At 71.4% G+C, this 17,420-nt stretch carries 19 protein-coding genes; 7 read left to right on the plus strand and 12 right to left on the minus strand.

Annotated elements, in window-relative coordinates:
* Positions 1-50 precede the first annotated feature (50 nt).
* Positions 51-776: a class I SAM-dependent methyltransferase gene (locus FXF51_RS50350; RefSeq protein ID WP_148441958.1), complete on the minus strand. Its 726-nt coding sequence runs from the start codon at positions 774-776 to the stop codon at positions 51-53.
* 83 nt (positions 777-859) lie between these two features.
* Here FXF51_RS50350 and FXF51_RS50355 point away from each other — a divergent pair, with 83 nt between their 5' ends.
* Entirely contained in the window at positions 860-1,669 is an 810-nt protein-coding gene (locus tag FXF51_RS50355) for a GNAT family N-acetyltransferase (protein ID WP_148441959.1), read from the plus strand.
* Between the two features lie 13 nt (positions 1,670-1,682).
* On the opposite strand, the gene FXF51_RS50360 is transcribed toward FXF51_RS50355, so the two are convergent.
* Both FXF51_RS50360 and FXF51_RS50365 read right to left on the minus strand, forming a co-directional pair.
* Positions 1,683-2,405 carry a response regulator gene (locus FXF51_RS50360; protein ID WP_148441960.1) on the minus strand — a complete coding sequence of 241 codons (723 nt, stop codon included), beginning with the start codon at positions 2,403-2,405 and terminating at the stop codon, positions 1,683-1,685.
* Positions 2,406-2,431: 26 nt separating this feature from the next.
* Positions 2,432-3,664, minus strand: a complete 1,233-nt coding sequence (locus tag FXF51_RS50365) for a sensor histidine kinase (protein WP_148441961.1) — start codon at positions 3,662-3,664, stop codon at positions 2,432-2,434.
* 162 nt (positions 3,665-3,826) lie between these two features.
* Between FXF51_RS50365 and FXF51_RS50370 the strand changes: the two genes are divergently transcribed.
* Both FXF51_RS50370 and FXF51_RS50375 read left to right on the plus strand, forming a co-directional pair.
* Positions 3,827-4,474 carry a hypothetical protein gene (locus FXF51_RS50370; RefSeq protein WP_148441962.1) on the plus strand — a complete coding sequence of 216 codons (648 nt, stop codon included), beginning with the start codon at positions 3,827-3,829 and terminating at the stop codon, positions 4,472-4,474.
* A 143-nt stretch (positions 4,475-4,617) separates the two neighbouring features.
* Positions 4,618-6,114: an alkaline phosphatase PhoX gene (locus tag FXF51_RS50375; protein WP_148441963.1), complete on the plus strand. Its 1,497-nt coding sequence runs from the start codon at positions 4,618-4,620 to the stop codon at positions 6,112-6,114.
* 317 nt (positions 6,115-6,431) lie between these two features.
* On the opposite strand, the gene FXF51_RS50380 is transcribed toward FXF51_RS50375, so the two are convergent.
* Genes FXF51_RS50380 through FXF51_RS50405 form a run of 6 tightly spaced genes read right to left on the minus strand, consistent with a single transcriptional unit; the run spans position 6,432 to position 11,192 of the window.
* A complete protein-coding gene (locus FXF51_RS50380; RefSeq protein ID WP_148441964.1) occupies positions 6,432-6,770 on the minus strand; it encodes an ArsR/SmtB family transcription factor in 339 nt (112 codons plus the stop codon).
* Positions 6,771-6,779: 9 nt separating this feature from the next.
* The gene (locus FXF51_RS50385; RefSeq protein ID WP_148441965.1) at positions 6,780-7,523 is read right to left on the minus strand and encodes a response regulator transcription factor; all 744 of its coding nucleotides are present in this window, start codon (positions 7,521-7,523) and stop codon (positions 6,780-6,782) included.
* 22 nt (positions 7,524-7,545) lie between these two features.
* The gene (pstB, locus tag FXF51_RS50390; RefSeq protein WP_148441990.1) at positions 7,546-8,349 is read right to left on the minus strand and encodes a phosphate ABC transporter ATP-binding protein PstB; all 804 of its coding nucleotides are present in this window, start codon (positions 8,347-8,349) and stop codon (positions 7,546-7,548) included.
* 43 nt (positions 8,350-8,392) lie between these two features.
* Positions 8,393-9,271 carry a phosphate ABC transporter permease PstA gene (gene pstA / locus FXF51_RS50395; RefSeq protein WP_148441966.1) on the minus strand — a complete coding sequence of 293 codons (879 nt, stop codon included), beginning with the start codon at positions 9,269-9,271 and terminating at the stop codon, positions 8,393-8,395.
* Complete coding sequence (gene pstC, locus FXF51_RS50400) at positions 9,268-10,218, minus strand: phosphate ABC transporter permease subunit PstC (protein WP_148441967.1); 951 nt, start codon at positions 10,216-10,218, stop codon at positions 9,268-9,270. The genes pstA and pstC overlap by 4 nt, the downstream gene beginning before the upstream one ends.
* Positions 10,215-11,192, minus strand: coding sequence for a PstS family phosphate ABC transporter substrate-binding protein (locus FXF51_RS50405; RefSeq protein ID WP_222871825.1), 978 nt, complete (start codon positions 11,190-11,192; stop codon positions 10,215-10,217). The genes pstC and FXF51_RS50405 overlap by 4 nt, the downstream gene beginning before the upstream one ends.
* 349 nt (positions 11,193-11,541) lie before the next feature.
* Between FXF51_RS50405 and FXF51_RS50410 the strand changes: the two genes are divergently transcribed.
* A complete protein-coding gene (locus FXF51_RS50410) occupies positions 11,542-11,970 on the plus strand; it encodes a hypothetical protein (RefSeq protein WP_148441968.1) in 429 nt (142 codons plus the stop codon).
* 4 nt (positions 11,971-11,974) lie between these two features.
* On the opposite strand, the gene FXF51_RS50415 is transcribed toward FXF51_RS50410, so the two are convergent.
* The 3 genes from FXF51_RS50415 to FXF51_RS50425 are packed head-to-tail and all read right to left on the minus strand — an operon-like array spanning position 11,975 to position 14,155.
* On the minus strand, positions 11,975-12,709 hold the full coding sequence (locus FXF51_RS50415; RefSeq protein ID WP_222871826.1) for a nucleoside/nucleotide kinase family protein: 735 nt from the start codon (positions 12,707-12,709) through the stop codon (positions 11,975-11,977).
* 52 nt (positions 12,710-12,761) lie between these two features.
* Positions 12,762-13,958: a cytochrome P450 gene (locus tag FXF51_RS50420; protein WP_148441969.1), complete on the minus strand. Its 1,197-nt coding sequence runs from the start codon at positions 13,956-13,958 to the stop codon at positions 12,762-12,764.
* Entirely contained in the window at positions 13,955-14,155 is a 201-nt protein-coding gene (locus FXF51_RS50425) for a ferredoxin (protein WP_148441970.1), read from the minus strand. The genes FXF51_RS50420 and FXF51_RS50425 overlap by 4 nt, the downstream gene beginning before the upstream one ends.
* A gap of 185 nt (positions 14,156-14,340) precedes the next feature.
* Between FXF51_RS50425 and argG the strand changes: the two genes are divergently transcribed.
* The 3 genes from argG (at position 14,341) to FXF51_RS50440 (ending at position 17,415) form a co-directional block, all read left to right on the plus strand.
* Positions 14,341-15,792, plus strand: coding sequence for an argininosuccinate synthase (gene argG, locus FXF51_RS50430; protein WP_148441971.1), 1,452 nt, complete (start codon positions 14,341-14,343; stop codon positions 15,790-15,792).
* Between the two features lie 302 nt (positions 15,793-16,094).
* Entirely contained in the window at positions 16,095-16,901 is an 807-nt protein-coding gene (locus tag FXF51_RS50435; RefSeq protein WP_262380413.1) for an SAM-dependent methyltransferase, read from the plus strand.
* An 85-nt stretch (positions 16,902-16,986) separates the two neighbouring features.
* Positions 16,987-17,415 (plus strand): ATP-binding protein, encoded by a 429-nt coding sequence (locus FXF51_RS50440; protein ID WP_187415014.1) that lies wholly within the window; start codon positions 16,987-16,989, stop codon positions 17,413-17,415.
* Positions 17,416-17,420: the final 5 nt, after the last annotated feature.

Below are 17,420 nucleotides of genomic sequence, written 5' to 3' on the forward strand. Positions count from 1 at the left end.
GTTTCTTGTTGCCGATGAGTAAAGCGTGGCAGAAGCCGCTTACGGTTTTCTTACGGCCGTTCGGCGAGGAACACGAACTCCATGCCGGGCCGGTCGGGCGCGTCCCTGACCTCGCGCAGCACGTAGCCGCTCGCGGCGAGGTCCGCCTCGACCTCCTCGCGCTCGCGGAAGCGCAGCGTGGAGTGCGAGGTCAGCGCCTCCCCGTCGGAGGCGAAAACGACGGTGGTGCGGAAGGTCACCAGCGGCCCGCTGACGTCGAGCAGGTCGTGCCACTGCTCGACCCTGCCGACGCCGGGGATCTCGACCGCCTGATAGGTCTCCTGCCGGTTCCAGCCGAGCCAGGCCCGCCTGGCCGGGTCGCGGGTCTCGAACACCAGGTGCCCGCCGGGGCGCAGCGCCGCGTGCACGGCGTCCAGCGTGGCCCGCCAGCTCTCCGGCTCGACGACGGCCTGGGCGGCGTTGCCCGTGATGGTGGCGAGGTCGGCCCGCAGCGGCGGCACGTCCGTGGCGTAGCCGTGGATCCAGTGCACGCGCTCGCCGCCCGGCTTGGCCCTGGCCACGTCGAGTGAGGCCGCTGCCGGGTCGACGCCCGTCACCTCGATGCCGCGGGCGGACAGCAGCAGCGCGAGCGTGCCCGTGCCGCAGCCGACGTCGAGCACCCGGCGCGCACCCAGCTCCCCGGCGATGGCGGCGTAGGCGTCCAGGTCGCTTCGGTCGGGGTCGAGCGGGTCGTAGACGCCGGCCAGACGGGCGTGCTCGAAGATCGCGTCAGCCATGGGGGTCACGATAAGTGGCACGGCGGAGGCGGCGCGACCGGATATCCTCCTTCGATCATGAGCTGCACGATGACCGACACTCCATGCCACGTCACGCCTGGCGCCGCCCGATGAGCGCCGCGGTGCACGCCTACCTCAGGGCGACGGCCGAGCCGGGCGCGCGGCGGGCCGGGCCGTTCCTGATCCGGTTCGACGAGCACGACGACGCGCCGCCGTTCAACTACGCCGTTCCTGACGACGGCCTCTCGCCCACGGCGGACGAGGTCGCCGCGCTGGTGGCGGCGTTCAGGGAACGTTCCCGCGTGCCGCGGCTGGAGTACGTGCCGCAGATCTCGCCCGGTGTCGAGGCCGCGCTGCTGGCCGCCGGGTTCGTGGCCGAGGGGCGTTACCCGCTGCTGGTGTGCCCGCCCGATTCGGTGGTGGACGCGCCCGTCTCCTCGCGGATGGAGGTGCGGCTGGTGAGTGACGACGCGGCGCTGTGGGAGGTGGCGCGGGTCATGAACGAGGCGTTCGGGGCGCCGGAGGCGAGCGAGCACGACGTGGCGCGGCTGCGGCGCGTCCTCGACGGCGGGGGGCTGGTGGCCGCCGCCGTGCTGGAGGGGGAGACGGACGGCGAGGCAGTGGGCGGCGAGGTAGTCGCAGGCAAGGTAGTGGGCGGTGGGCAGCTCGGCCGGCCGCACGAGGGGGTCGCCGAGGTGGCGGGCATCGCGGTGCTGCCGCCGTACCGGCGGCGCGGCATCGCGGGCGCGGTCACCGCGCTGCTCACCCGGGAGGCGGCCGGGGCCGGGGTCGGCGTGCCGTTCCTCACGCCGGGCGACGACGCGGCGGCCCGCGTGTACGCCCGCGTCGGCTACCAGCGGGCGGGCGAGGTCCTGCACATCTCACTCCCCTGACCGGCTCACGCCGCTAACCGGCGGCGTCCCCCGGCCCGGAGCCGTTCGCGGAGGCGTGCCTGGACACCCAGACCGCGAGCTGGGTGCGGTCGCGCAGCCCGAGCTTGCGCAGGCAGCTGGAGATGTGGTTCTTGGCCGTGCCCTCCGTGATGTGCAGGCCGCGCGCGATCTCGCGGTTGGACGCCCCCGCGCCGATGAGCAGCGCGATCTCGTACTCGCGGTCCGACAGTCCGCCGGGCGGCTCCCGGGGCGGCGTCACGGGCAGCTGGGCGGGCAGCTGGGCGGGCGCGGCGCGCAGCAGGGCGACGAGCCGTTCGCTGGCGGCGCCGCCCAGCACGGTCTCGCCGCGCGCGGCCCGCCGGATGGCCGCGACCAGCTCGTCCGGCGGGATGTCCTTCAGCAGGTAGCCCTTGGCGCCGGCGCGCAGCCCGCCGAAGATGTAGTCGTCGTCGTCGAACGTGGTCAGGATGACCGGCGCGACCTCGGGGAACCGCGCGCGCAGCCGGGCCACCAGCTCGACGCCGTCCATGCCGGGCATGCGGGCGTCCACGAGCGCCACCTGGGGCCGCCCGCCGTCCACGGTGCTCGCCAGCCAGGTCAGCGCCTCCTCACCGCCGGCGGCGCTGACGGCGATCTCGATGCCTGGCTCGATCTCCAGCAGCTTGCGCAGGCCCTCGCGCATCAGGATCTGGTCGTCCACCAGCATGACCCGGATCACCGCTGCCTCCTGGGTCATCTCACCGTCCATCACACCGGCCCCCATCACACCGGCACCGTCGCGCGCAGGGTGAAGCCGCGCCCTGAGCCGGCGCTCACGTCCAGCTCGCCGCCGACGCCGCGCAGGCGTTCGCGCAGGCCGTGCAGGCCGAAGCCGTTCGACGTGGCCTCCGGCCGCGCGCCGGAGCCGTCGTCGGAGACCGTCACCTCGACGCGTTCGTCCGTGCAGTCGAGCGCGACCTGGACGTGCCGCGCGCCCGAGTGGCGCAGGGCGTTGGTGAGCCCCTCCTGGACGACCCGGTAGCAGACCAGCTCGCGGCCCTCGTCCACGTCGGGCCAGGCGCCGTGGAGGGTGAAGGCGACGCCGGTGCCCGCCGAGCCGAACGACTCGGCCAAGGCCCGCAGGGCGTCGGGCCCGGTGCGGCCGTCCATGCGCAGGGGTTTGAGCGCGCGCACCCAGCGGCGGGTGTCGGTCAGCGCCTCCAGGGTGAGCGCCTGGGCCTGGCGGACCTCCTCCCAGGCGTCGTCGGGGCGGGCGGTGCGGTACCGCTGGGCGTTCTGCAGGCCGACGTTGATGACGGTCAGGTAGTGGCCGACGGAGTCGTGCATGTCGCGGGCCATCCGGGCGCGTTCCTCGGCGACGGCCAGCTCGCGGGAGCGGGCCGCGTACTTGGCCAGCTCGGCGTGGGCCTTCTCGAGGTCGGCGAGCAGGCGGCGGGTCTCCTCGGCGCGCGAGCTGTACTGCAGCAGCGCGGTGACCAGGACCAGCAGCACGAGGCACAGGCTGGTGGTGAGCACGCCGTTGACGACGGCGCCGAGCACGTCCTGGGCGGGATTGAGCAGGCCGGTGACGAAGCCGAGCGCCCCGGTGACGGCGGAGTAGCAGAGGGCGCCGCGCACCCCGAGCACGACCCGCGCGTTAGCCACGGCGATGCCGACCATCAGCAGGCCCGCGAGCCCTCCCCCGGTGGCGACCAGCAGCGTCATGGCCAGGAACGTCACGCTCGCCGCCTTGCGCCGCGCGGGCGCGCCACGCTGCCAGGGCAGCAGCGGCCACAGGACGATCACCGGCAGCAGGGCCGCGCCCGCCGCGTAGAAGAGCACCTCCAGCAGCGGCCATCGCGCCGCCACGACGTCGAGCGAGCGGAGGGCGAAGACGAAGTTGACGGCGAGCAGCCCGGCGGAGCCCCAGAAGAACACGCTGAACACGAGGGGCGGCCGGTCGTCGGTGAACCGCACCCAGCCGTCCAGGTCCCGGATCGATCGTGCCTGGCGCATATGTCGGAGCATAACCAGCCGTCTGCGCGCGGGGCAGCGTGCCGATGGTCATGTATCGCTGGTCATATCAAGACATGACCGGCAAGTGCCGCACGCTGGATGTCCGCGCCGATCGCCCGAACCTACGATCGCAGCACATCACATCGAGGAAGAGGGGCCGGCATGCAGGCGGTGGAGCGGCGTACGAGCGGGGTGCCGTGGGTCGGCGTCCTGGTGACCGTGCTCAGCGTGCTCGCCATGGCCGCGATCTCCCGGGCCGTGTACGGCTCCCTCCCGGAGCTGGTCACGACCCGGCAGCCGCGGCCGGGGCAGGCGGGCGTCCAGGTGCCGAGGATCGTCCTGGCGACGGCGATCCCGGTGACCGTGGTCCTGCTCGGCACGCTCATGGCCGGTCTGACCGTGGCCGCCCACCGCCTGCGCCGTCTGGTGCCGCCGGCGCTCCTGTCCCCGTCCCGATCGACGAGCCTGATCCTGGTGGTGCTGCCGCCGTTCTTCGTCGTCGTCCACGGCGGGCTGTTGCTGCGGACCGCCGGGCACGACTTCCCGCTGGAGGTGAGCGTCACCGTGGCGCTCGGGCTGCTGATCGCGGGTCTCGGCAAGGCGCGGCCGCTGATCGATCCGCTGCGGTTCGTGCCGGGCGTGGAGCGGGCCAGGCATCTCGGCGGGCACGGCCTGGTCGCGGTGGGCGGGTGCTGCGTCGTCGGAGCGTTCTTCCTGCCGCCCATGCTCGTGTCGGTGGCGGCCGCCTTCGCCGCCGGGGCCGTCTCCATGCTGACGGTACTGGTGCCGCTGGCCAGGCTGCGCCACTGAACGCCAGGGCGGGCTCAGGGGCGGCGGCGGCCCGTTCCCGGACGAACGGCATAAATGGGCCCTCTCTGCACGCAAGCCTCCGTTTACTCTGGCGACAGCACTCGTTCATCGAACGCTTACACCCTTGTCCCGAGGGGAGCACCATGACCGAGCTCGACCGCCGTTCCTTCATCGGCCGCGGCCTGGCCACCACCGGCGGGGTGCTGGCCAGCGGCATCGCCATCGAGACCCTCACCGCCCACGCCGCGTGGGCGGACGCGGGCCGCCCCGCCACCGACCCCGGCGAGACGGGATACGGCCCCCTGCGCCGCGTGCCCGCCACGAACACCGGCGAGGAGTTCCTCGCGCTCCCCGCGGGCTTCTCCTACGCCGTGCTGAGCAAGAGTGGCGACCCCATGACCGACGGCGTCGCCACCCCCATCGCCTACGACGGCATGGCCGCCTTCCCCGGGACCCGCCGCCACACCGTCCGCCTGATCCGCAACCACGAGGTGCGCACCACCCCCGGCTCCCCGGTCGGCCGCGTGCACGTCGAGGGCTCGCAGCGCTACGACGAGCTGGGCGTGGGCGGCACCACCACGCTGGAGGTGGACCTGCGCAGCGGCGAGGTGCTGCGCCACTTCGTCAGCCTCAACGGCACGATCGTCAACTGCGCGGGCGGCCGCATGCTGCACGACCGCGGCTGGCTGACCTGCGAGGAGACCACCGCGGGCACGGTGCAGGGCTGGCAGCGCAAGCACGGCTACATCTTCGAGGTGCCGCTCGACGGCCCCCGCCCCGGCACGCCCGCCCCCTCCCAGCCGCTCACGGCGATGGGCCGCTTCTCGCACGAGGCGGTCGCGGTGGACCCGCGCACCGGGTACGTCTACGAGACCGAGGACGAGTCGGGCAGAGCCGACGGCTTCTACCGCTTCCGCCCCAGGAACCCGCGCGACCTGGCCGCCGGCGGCGTGCTGGAGATGCTCAAGATCAGGGGTGTGGACGGCTACGACTGCCGCGAGGGCCAGACCATGGGCGCCCGCCTGCCCGTGGAGTGGGTCCGCATCGACGACCCCGACCCCGACCTGGAGAACGGCGCCACCCCCTGCACCCTCCAGGGCCTGGCCAAGGGCGGCGCCAAGTTCAACCGCCTGGAAGGCTGCTGGTACGGCGACGGCAGCGTCTTCTTCAACTCCACCAGCGGCGGCGACGCCAAGAACGGCGACCCGCCCAACGCGGACGGCTACCTGGAGGGCTACGGCCAGGTCTGGCAGTACGTCCCCGGCCGCCGCGACGGCGGCACCCTGGTGCTGGTCTACGAGTCGCCGGGCCGCAGGGAGCTCGACTCGCCCGACAACCTCCTGTTCACCCCCAGGGGCGGCATCGTGCTGTGCGAGGACGACGCGGGCTCGGCCGACGCCGACCCGCACCCGCTGGCCCTCGGCTTGGTGAACGTGAACCGGCTGATCGGGCTGGACCCGCGCAAGGGGCAGCCGTTCGAGTTCGCGGTCAACGTCGCCGACGACTGCGAGTTCGCGGGGGCGTGCTTCAGCCCGGACGGCTCGGTGCTGTTCGTCAACAACTTCGGCGACTCGGTCTCGCTGGACCCGCCGGGCCGCACGTACGCGATCCGCGGCCCCTGGCGCCGCGGCCCTCTCTGACGCACCCCCCACGGGTGGACAACCCCTTCCGGCCCGTCGAGGATGGACGCATGCCGATGGGCGGAAGGCCGCCGCCTCTCCCCCGGGCCGCCGCCGTGCGGCGCGCCCGGCGGCTGCGGGCCGTGGCGGACCCGGTACGACTGCGCCTGCTCAGCGTCCTGCTCTGCGACGAGGAAGGCCGCGCGTTCGGCCGCTCCCTGGGCCGCCACCTCGCCATCCTGCGCGAGGAGAACCTGATCGAGCCGTACGGCGCCGGCTACCGCGCCACGCGAGGGGCCAGGGAGCTGTTCCCCCTGCTGATGCGCCTGCGCGAGACGTCAGGCGATCAGCCCGCGCAGGCCGTCGAGCCGCTCGGGGACGACCGCGTACCACGCCCACTTGCCGCGCTTCTGCCTGGTCAGCAGCCCAGCATCGACGAGGATCTTCAGGTGGTGGCTGACGGTGGGCTGGGTCAGCCCGAGCGGCACGATGAGGTCGTTGACGCAGGCCTCCCCCGCCGGGCTGCCGATGATCAGGCTGAGCAGTTGCAGCCGGGTCGGGTCGGCGACGGCCTTGAGCGCGCCCGCCAACTGCTCGGCCGCTGATCGCGTCAGCGGCTCGGGGATCACGTCGCTCGGCTGGTGCTGGTCGGTCGGCGGGATCTCATCGGGCTGCACCGGCCCAGTTTAGTGAGCGATCGGCGGCGGCGAGTGAGGTCCGCGCTCGCCCGCCGTGATGCGGTAGCCGATGCCGCGCACCGTGAGCAGGATCGCCGGGTGCTTCTCGTCGTCGCCCAGGCGCCGCCGCAGCCGCTTGACGTGCACGACGATGGTGTTGTTCGGCGGCCTGCCGTCGCTGCGCCACACCTGCCGGGTGATCTCGTGCTTGGTCACCGCGCGGTCGGCGTTCTGCATGAGGAAGCGCAGCAGCTCGAACTCGCGCAGCGGCACGTGCACGGGCTCGCCGCCGACGCGTACGACGTGCGCGACCTGGTCGAGCTCGATGTCGCCGACCCGCAGCAGCGGCACGGCGGCGCCGCCGTGCGCGACCTGGATCAGGGTGAGCAGCGCCCGCACCCGGTAGGGCCTGGCCACGCAGGCGGTGGCGCCGGCGGCCAGGGCCCGCATGGCGATGTCCGCGTCCTCCGTCCCGATGCCGAGGATGATCGGCAGGACGGGCAGCGTGCGCCGCACGCTGTTGATGAGCGTCACCGGGTCGACGCCCGGCAGCCGCGCGCTGACCACGAGCACGTCGGGCGGTCCCGCTCCGACGCTGATGAGCGCGCTCGGGCCGTCCGCGGCGCGGACGACGGTGATGCCGTGGGCGGCCAGCTCGCGCAGGTCCTCATCGGGGTCGGCGACGAGGAGCACCGGCGCGTCGCAGGACGCGCCGGGCCGGTCCGGTCGTGGTGCCGCCGAGGCATGGGTCAAGGCTGGTCGCTCCCTTCCCCGGTCAGCCGAACCGCCCGGTGATGTAGCCCTCGGTACGCTTGTCCGCCGGGTTGCTGAAGATCCGCGCGGTGGCGTCGAACTCGACGAGGCGCCCGTGCCGCACCCCGTGCTCGTCCACCTCCGCGGTGAAGAAGGCGGTGCGCTCGGAGACGCGGGCCGCCTGTTGCATGTTGTGGGTGACGATGACGATCGTGTAGTCCCTGGACAGGACCTGCATGAGGTCTTCGATCTTGGTGGTGGCGATCGGGTCGAGCGCGGAGCACGGCTCGTCCATGAGGATCACGTCCGGCTTGACCGCGATGGCGCGGGCGATGCACAGGCGCTGCTGCTGGCCGCCGGACAGGGCCAGGGCGTTCTGCTTGAGCTTGTCCTTGACCTCGTCCCACAGGGCCGCGCGTTGCAGTGCCTCCTCGACCACGTCGTCGAGCCCCTTGCGGCGGCCGTTGACGCGCGGCCCGTAGGCGATGTTGTCGTAGATGGACTTGGGGAACGGGTTCGGCTTCTGGAAGACCATCCCGATCCTGCGGCGCACCTCGATCGGGTCCACCTCGTCGCCGTAGAGGTCCTCCGTGTAGTAGAGGATCTTGCCGGCGATGCGGGCGTCCAGGATGAGGTCGTTCATCCGGTTGAGGCAGCGCAGCACCGTGCTCTTGCCGCAGCCGGACGGGCCGATCAGCGCGGTGATCTCGCGCGGCGCGATGCGCATGTCGACGCCGCGCACGGCCTCGTAGCCGCCGTAGAAGACCGACAGGTCCTCCAGCGTGAAGACGGGGTCGAACAGGTCGGGGAGCTGCGACGGGGCCATGTGCTTCTCGGATCCTGTGGTCAGGTGCGCGGACACGGCAGGTTCACCACCGCTTCTGTGAGCGATTGCGGACGTAGATGGCGATCGAGTTCATCACGATGATCACGAGGAGCAGCAGCACGATCGCCGCCGAGGCCAGGTCGTGGAACGCCTCGCGGGACTGGCTGATCCAGCCGTAGATCTGGATCGGCAGCACGGTGTAGCCGCTGAGCAGGCCGTCCGGCACGTACGCCACGTAGGTCAGGCCGCCGAGCAGCAGCAGCGGCGCCGCCTCACCCGCCGCCCTGGACAGGGCCAGGATCGAGCCGGTCGCCATGCCGGGGACGGCCGAGGGCAGCACCTGCCGCCAGATGGTCTGCCACTTGGTGGCGCCCAGCCCGTACGAGGCGTTCCTGATCTCGCCCGGCACGGCCCTGATCGCCTCCCGCGAGGCGATGATCACGATCGGCAGGACGAGCAGCGACAGCGTGATCGACGCGGTCAGCACCGTGGTGCCGAGGCCGAACCCCCTGGCGATGACGCCCAGGCCGAGGATGCCGTAGACGATGGACGGGATGGCGGCCAGGTTGGCGATGTTCAGCTCGATCAGGCGGTTGTACCAGCGGCGGTGGTCGGCGTACTCCTCCAGGTAGATCGCGCCGAGGATGCCCACCGGCAGGCAGATCACGGCCGTCAGCCCGATCACCCAGAGGCTGCCGTACAGCGCCGATCTCGCGCCCGCCCGCTCAGGCCGCCTGATGGACGGGAAGTTCTCCCACAGCCGGGGGTCGAGGCGGGACCAGCCCTTGTAGACGACGTAGCCGAGCAGCGTCACCAGGAACGCCACCGCGACGGCCAGGCACAGCCGCAGCAGCAGCTTGAAGGCCAGGTCGCCCCAGTTCACCCCGCGCCGGGCGAGCAGGCGCTGCTGGGTGGCGGTCATTCGTACACCTCCCGGTACCGGCGGACCAGGCGGGCGCTGATGACGTTCATGACGAGCGTGATGAGGAACAGCAGGGCGCCGACCGCGAAGATGGTCTTGTAGTCCAGCGAGCCGGTCGGCAGGTCACCAGAGCCGGCCTGGGCGATGAAGCCGGTCATCGTCTGCATGGCGTCCAGCGGGTTGAGCGACAGCGCGGGCTTGTTGCCCGACGCGATCGCCACGATCATCGTCTCGCCGATCGCACGGGAGATGGCCAGCACGAACGAGGCCACGATGCCCGACAGCGCGGCCGGCACCACCACGCGGACGGCGACCAGGCGGGTGGAGGAGCCCAGCGCGTACGCGCCGTCGCGCAGGCCGCTCGGCACCGCCGCCATGGCGTCCTCCGACAGCGACGCCACCGTGGGGACGATCATGACGCCCATGACCAGGCCCGCCGCCAGGGCGTTGAAGATGTCCGGTTGCAGGCCCGGAGGAAGGTAAGCCTGGAGTGCCGGGGTGACGAAGCGGAGCGCGAAGAAGCCGTACACGACGGTCGGCACGCCCGCCAGCACCTCCAGGACCGGCTTGAAGATGCCGCGGGTGCGGGCGTGGGCGTACTCGCTGAGGTAGAGCGCCGCGCCCAGCCCCAGCGGGATCGCCACCACGACGGCGATCAGCGTGATCAGCAACGTCGCGCCGACCAGTGGGAGCACGCCGTAGGCGGCCGGCTCGAAGAGCGGCGCCCACTCGGTGCCGGTGAAGAACTCCACCGGGCTCACGGCCTCGAAGAACTCCACCGTGGGCGGCACCAGCGAGATCACGATGCCGATGGTGGTGGCCACCGAGACCAGCGCGGCGGCCACCAGCACGACCCGCACCGCGTTCTCGCCGTAGCGCGTGCGCGCCCTCCCCAGCGGCCCTGGCGAGCCGGGCGGGGAGGGCGTCGTGCCGCCGGTCGCGCTCATCCGCCGGCCGCGGCCTTCAGCTTGGTCAGGGCGCCCTGGAGCAGGCCCTCCTGCTCGGGGTTGAGCGGGATGAACTTGGCGTCCTCGGCGATCTGCTTGTGGTTGGCCACGAAGTACTCGACGAAGGCCAGCACCTCGGGCCGCTTGAGCGAGGCGGCCTTCGGATAGATGAACAGCGGCCGGGACAGCGGCTGGTACGTCCCGTCCTGCGCCGTCTGCGCGCTCGGGCCCACGCAGCCGCCGCCGCTGTCGATCTGCACGGCCTTGAGCTGGTCGGCGTTCTCCTCGAAGTAGGTGTAGCCGAAGTAGCCCAGCCCGCCCTTGGTGCCGGCCACGCCCTGCACGACGACGTTGTCGTCCTCGCTCGGGCTGTAGTCGGTACGGCTCTTGCCCTCCTCACCGACGATCACATCGGTGAAGTAGTCGAACGTGCCCGAGTCCGTGCCGGGGCCGAACAGCTTCAGCGGTTCCTTCGGGAACTTGGCGTCGATCTGGTCCCAGGTGGTCACCTTCGAGCCGGGCGACCACATCTTCTTGAGCTGGTCCACGGTGAGGCAGGTCGCCCAGGTGTTGTCCTTGTGCACGACCACGGTCAGCGCGTCGTTGGCGACCGTGAACTCCGCGTAGTTGACGCCCTTGGCCTTGCACGCCGCCACCTCCTCGGCCTCGATCTGCCGCGAGGCGTTGGAGATGTCGGTCTCGCCGTTGCAGAACTTCTCGAAGCCGCCGCCGGTGCCGGACGTGCCGACCGTGACCCGTACCTTGGCCTGCTGCTCGGCGAACAACTCGGCCGCGGCGGTGGCCAGCGGCGCCACCGTGCTGGAGCCGTCCACCTTCACGTCGCCCGCCAGCTCCCTGGCCGGCTGACCCGTGCCCTCCCCTTGCCGGGCGGCCGTCTGGTTCCCGCCGCCGCAGGCGGCGAGCACGAAGACGCAGGCCGCTGCGGTCAGCGTCGTCCGCATTCGATTGCTCACGATGCATCCTTCGGCTCGTCACGAGCCCGGCCTGGGACCAGGCTTCCGTATCCCCCGCATTCGCATCGAAGAACGTCAATGTGAACGTCCGGGAAACGGCGCTTGAGCGCGCGCTGAATTCATCGATGACCGTCTATTTGATTGCGGTTCAGCCCACCCGCCGCAACGCCTTCTCCTCTCCGCGGTGCGCACGGAAGCTCACGTCGACCGTGGATCTGGCGCGCCTAACATCACAGCCGGCAAGCCTTTTGTGGCGGCGAGTGTCACAACTGCCGTCTTGCGTGGGGGTACGGGCGGAGGCGGACACTCGGAGGGAACAACCACATACCCGGCCAGGGGGTGATTCCCTGTGCACGACGGGTTCGAATCCCGTGAATCATGGCCTTTCGAGTGCCTGCGGTGTCTGTACGTATGGGAGGAGGACTACGTCGTCCGCCATCTGACCGACGGCCACGGCAACGAGGTGGACATCTGGCTCACCTCCGGCGTGCCCGTGCAGCCTCCCTGGTCAGGGGCGAGCTGCCCGGCATGCGGCGCCTACCACCTCACGTCGTTCCCCACCGGCTACCTGGCCCGGCACCCCGAGCTGACGGCGGCGCCCGACCCGGTGCCGCTGGCGAAGGTGCCGGTGGTGCCCGTCAACGAGATCGACCTGCCGACCGCCATCCGCACGCCGCTGCCGCGCCGCCTGCTCATCGCGGTCGGCCTGCCGGTGGTCGCGTTCGTGGGGTACGAGCTCTACCAGTACGTGCTGGGGCCCGCCGTACCGCACCACTGAGGGCTCAGGGAGCCAGAGCCAGGGCGTCGATGTCGACGTGGAGGTCGGCGCAGGCGCGGGTCGCGCGGATGGCGGCGGCGTTGGGCTCGTCCACCTCGGCCACCCAGCGGACCGCCTGCTCGGGGCTCTTGCCGAACCGGACGTGCCGCCGGGTCAGGCGGTCCAGGCGAACGCGGTCGTCGAGGTCGGCGTACCAGACCTCGGTCATGGCGGCCCGCACCTGCCGCCAGGGGTCCTGCGCGGCGAGCAGGTAGTTGCCCTCGCTGACGACGACCCGCGCGTCCGGCGGCACCGCGATGGCGCCGGCGATCGGCTGCTCGATGTCGCGGTCGAAGGACGGCGCGTACACGGTGGTGCCGGTCTCGGCGCGGACGCGGCGTAGCAGGGCGAGGTAGCCGTGGCCGTCGAAGGTGTCGATGGCGCCCTTGCGGCTGAGCCGTCCGAGGCGGTCGAGGGCGACGTCGGCCAGGTGGAAGCCGTCCATCGGAACCCAGACGGCGGGCAGCCCTGCCGCGGTGAGCGCCGTGGCGAGCCAGCCCGCCAGCGTGGACTTGCCCGCGCCGGGGCAGCCCGCGATGCCGATCACCACCCGCTCGCCACCGGCGCCCGCCCCGAACCCGCGCTCGCCGCCGGCGGCCGACCCGGACCGGCGCTCGCCCTCAGCGGGCGGCCCGCCTCCACGCTCACCTCCGGCGACCAGCCCGCGCACGCGCTCGATCAGCCTCGCCCCATCGTTCACGGAGCTTCCCCTTGACGCACGCAAGCACCTTAACGGCGCGCGCGGGCCGGGGTCACCAGGTGACGGGCAGCTCGTAGACCCCGTACACCTGCCCGTCGTGCTTGAACGGGACCCGGTCCAGGCCGGTGGCCAGGGCCAGTGTGGGGATGCGCCGGTACAGGGTGCCGTACACGACCTGCAGCTCCAGCCGGGCCAGCGGCTGACCGAGGCACTGGTGCACCCCGAAGCCGAACGCGACGTGGCGGCGGGCGTCGCGGGTCAGGTCGAGCTCGTCGGGGTGGGGGAAGACGCCGGGGTCGCGGTTGGCGATGTCGTTGGCCATGATCATGCCCTCGCCGGCGCGGATGACCTGGCCGGCGATCTCGATGTCGGCCAGCGCCACCCGGCGGCGCCCGCTGTGCGTGATGTTCAGGTAGCGCAGCAGCTCCTCGACGGCTCCCGCGACCGCCTTGGGGTCGCCGGCGTCGCGCAGGAGGGCGAGCTGGGCGGGGTTCTGGAGCAGGGCCAGGGTGCCGAGCGCGATCATGTTCGCGGTGGTCTCGTGGCCGGCGATGAGCAGCAGCACGCCCATCTGGGCGGCCTGCGAGCGGGTCAGCTCGCCCGCCTTGACCCGCCCGGCCACCTGCGACAGCAGGTCGTCGCCCGGGTGGTCGAGCTTGGCGCCGACGAGCGTGTCCAGGTACTCGAACAGCCGGCCGCCGGCGGCGGCCCGCTCCTCGGCGGTCACGTTCCGCTTGATGATGGTCTTGCTGTTGTCCTGGAAGAAGTCATGGTCGGTGTACGGGACGCCGAGCAGTTCGCAGATCACCAGCGACGGCACCGGCAGGGCGAACGCCTCCACCAGGTCCACCGGCTTCGGCCCGGCCAGCAGGTCGTCGATCAGCCCGTCCACGATCCGCTGAACGGCCGGCCGCATGCTCTCCACCCGCCGCACCGTGAACGCGCCCTGCACCATGCGGCGCTGCCGGTGGTGCTCGGGGTCGTCCATGAGGATGAAGCTCAGCGACCCGCCCTCGGCCCTGGGCGCGGACAGCGGGTAGCCGGGACGGGTGACGTCGGCGCTGACCTGCGGATGGCCGAGCAGCGCCTTCTGCTCGGCGTGCGTGGTGACGAGCCACGGGGTGCTGCCGTCCCACAGCCGCACCTTGGTGAGCGGCCCGTCCTGCTGGAGTGCCTGGATGCGCGGCGGCGGGTCGAACGGGCACCGCTCCGCCCTGACGCCGGGGAACTCGGGCAGCGTGTCGGTCATGCCTGCTCACCGGCCTCGATCGCGCCCGCGGGGCAGACGGCGGCGGCCTCGCGGACCTGCGCGTGCAGACCCTCGCCCGGCTCGGCGTCCAGGAGGATCACGATGCCGTCGTCCTCACGCTGGTCGAACACCTCCGGAGCGAGCAGCACGCAGTTGCCCGCGCCGCAGCACTTGTCCTCGTCGACGGTGACCTTCATGGTGTTCCATCCTCTGACATCTGGTCTGACGCGACATGACCCTCCTGGTCGGCCCCAGCCAACCAGGCGGCTCGGCTTCAGTCAAGCAGTTGATTTAAATTTTGCCAGGCCTCGCGGAGAGGGCGACGCGCCGTTGAGAGGGGTGGATTGAATGGTCATGCATTCATGTGTATATACTTCTACTCGTGTCCAAGATGCTCACCTCCCTCCCTGTAGGCGAACGCGTCGGGATCGCCTTCTCCGGCGGCCTCGACACCTCCGTGGCGGTCGCGTGGATGCGCGAGAAGGGTGCGGTGCCCTGCACCTACACCGCCGACATCGGTCAGTACGACGAGCCCGACATCGCCTCGGTGCCGGGCCGCGCCTCGGCGTACGGCGCGGAGATCGCCCGGCTGGTCGACTGCCGGGAGGCCCTCGTGGAGGAGGGTCTGGCGGCGCTGGCCTGCGGGGCGTTCCACATCCGCTCCGGCGGCCGCACCTACTTCAACACGACCCCGCTCGGCCGGGCCGTCACCGGCACCCTGCTGGTGCGCGCGATGCTCGACGACGGCGTGCTGATCTGGGGAGACGGCTCCACGTTCAAGGGCAACGACATCGAGCGGTTCTACCGCTACGGGCTGCTCGCCAACCCGTCCCTGCGCATCTACAAGCCGTGGCTGGACGCGGACTTCGTCGCCGAGCTGGGCGGGCGCAAGGAGATGTCGGAGTGGCTGCTGGCCCGTGACCTGCCCTACCGGGCGAGCACGGAGAAGGCCTACTCCACCGACGCGAACATCTGGGGCGCCACCCACGAGGCCAAGAGGCTGGAGCACCTGGACGCCGGCATCGAGATCGTCGAGCCGATCATGGGTGTGCGGTTCTGGGACCCCGAGGTGGAGATCCTGGCCGAGGACGTCACGATCGGGTTCGAGCGGGGCCGTCCCGTCACCATCAACGGCAAGGAGTTCGCCTCGGCCGTCGATCTGGTGCTGGAGGCCAACGCCATCGGCGGACGCCACGGCCTCGGCATGTCCGACCAGATCGAGAACCGCGTCATCGAGGCCAAGAGCCGGGGCATCTACGAGGCGCCGGGCATGGCGCTGCTGCACGCGGCCTACGAGCGGCTGGTCAACGCCATCCACAACGAGGACACCCTGGCCAGCTACTACACCGAGGGCAGGAAGCTGGGCCGGCTGCTGTACGAGGGCCGCTGGCTGGACCCGCAGTCGCTGATGCTGCGCGAGTCGCTGCAGCGCTGGGTCGGCATGGCGATCACCGGCGAGGTGACGCTGCGGCTGCGGCGCGGCGAGGACTACTCGGTCCTGGAGACGACGGGCCCCGCGTTCAGCTACCACCCCGACAAGCTGTCGATGGAGCGCACCGAGGACGCCGCGTTCGGCCCGCTCGACCGCATCGGCCAGCTCACCATGCGCAACCTCGACATCGCCGACTCGCGCGCCAAGCTGGAGCAGTACGCCGGGTTCGGCATGGTCGGGCACCAGACGCTGCTGGGCACCACGCAGGTCGCGGCGACCGGGCTGATCGGCGCGATGCCGGAGGGCGGCGCCGAGGCGATCGCCGAGCGCGGCGAGGACGCCGAGGTGCCCGACGACGACCACCTCGTCGACCAGGCGGCGATCGAGGTCGGCACCGACTGACGGCCGAGGTCGGCACCGACTGACGGCCCACGCCGGTACCGGCTGACGATCGAGGCCGGTACCGACTGACGCACGAGTAACAATCACCTCTGCCGGGTATGTCCCGCCCGGCAGAGGTGCCTTGCCACAACGATGCACCGGCCAAACATTTCCAAGACAACCGGTCTAGCGTGTTGTCATTGACTGGAATTGTTGGAACATATGGTTCGAGTCACCGAGTGAGGTCCAAAGATCGCTTACCGGGATGAAGGTAGCGGCGAGGGAAAGGGGCAACGCTCATGCATCAGCGTGCCGTCCGGAACTTGGCCAACCTCGAAACCACGCAGGCCAGAATCACGCGCATCTTCGACGCGGCCGCGGGCGGGAAGAACCATTTCCTGGCCGACAAGGACACGGTACGCCATTTCGATCAAGCAGCCCCCGCCCTGACCACGGCGGCCCGCGCGGTGCTCGACTTCCTCACCCGGGTAATCCGCCATTTGGCCGCCGAAGGCGTCGACCAATATCTGATCGTGGGCAGCGGCATTCCCAGCGGCCCGGCCGCCGGGCAGGCGCTGCACGACGCGGCCCGCCAGGCCTGCGAGGCCCAGCCGCGCGTCCTGTACGTCGAGAACAACCCGATGGTCGTCACCATGGCGCAGGCCACCATCGAGCCCTTCACCGACCTGGTGCGGGTGGTCGAGGGCGACATCCGCGAGATCGACGAGGTGCTCAGGCAGCACGTGGTCAGGACGTTCATCGACTGGGACCGCCCCGTGGCCGTGCTGCTGATGTCCACCTACAGCCTCAACGACGACGAGTACGCCCACTACGTCATCAAGCGGCTGCGCCACACGGCGGCGGGCGGCAGCTTCCTCGGCCTGCTGCACACCACGTTCGACGGCATCCCCGCCGAGCTGCTGCCGGCCATCCGCGACCTGCTCGCCATGACCCTGCCGCACCTGGCGATCCGGTCGAAGGACGAAGTCGCGGCCCTGCTCGAGGGGCTCGACCTGGTGGCGCCCGGGCTCGTCTGGGTCCCGGACTGGCGCCCGGCCGGGGACGACCTCGCCTGTCGCGAGGAGCCCAGCACGTCGGGCAACTACGGCGCCGTCGCTCGCATCCCTTGAGGAAACTTCTCTGCCACGCATTCACAAAAGTGAAGGCGAGCGCTTATCGTGGATGTGGGAGCGCTCCCAATTCCCGAGAGACGTGATGCGTATGGCCCCCCACCTGGCCGCTCATGGCGGTTCCGCGACCGCCTCGCAGGCCCGCGCGGTGGAGTACCTGCTGCCGTCCGCACCCGCCGGAGTCGCCGAGACCCGCTCCCTGGTCCGGGCGCAGCTCACCCGCTGGGACCTCACCCACCTCACCGACGACTGCCTGATCATCGTCAGCGAGCTCGTCACCAACGTCATCCGGCACGGCGGCTCGGCCTACACGCTGCGGCTGGAGGACCGGGCGGACCGGCTGTACGGGGAGGTGTTCGATCCGGGTGACGGGGTGCCGTTCCAGCGTTCTCCCGGTGTGGACGCGCTTTCCGGGCGGGGGTTGCAGATCGTCGGGGCCGTCGCCGACGAGTGGGGGGTGGCGCGGGCCGACCACGGCAAGCTCGTGTGGTTCACGGTCAGCAGCACCGGGTGAGCCTC

The sequence above is a fragment of the Nonomuraea sp. PA05 genome, from assembly GCF_008086045.1.
GTDB classification, from domain to species: domain Bacteria; phylum Actinomycetota; class Actinomycetes; order Streptosporangiales; family Streptosporangiaceae; genus Nonomuraea; species Nonomuraea monospora.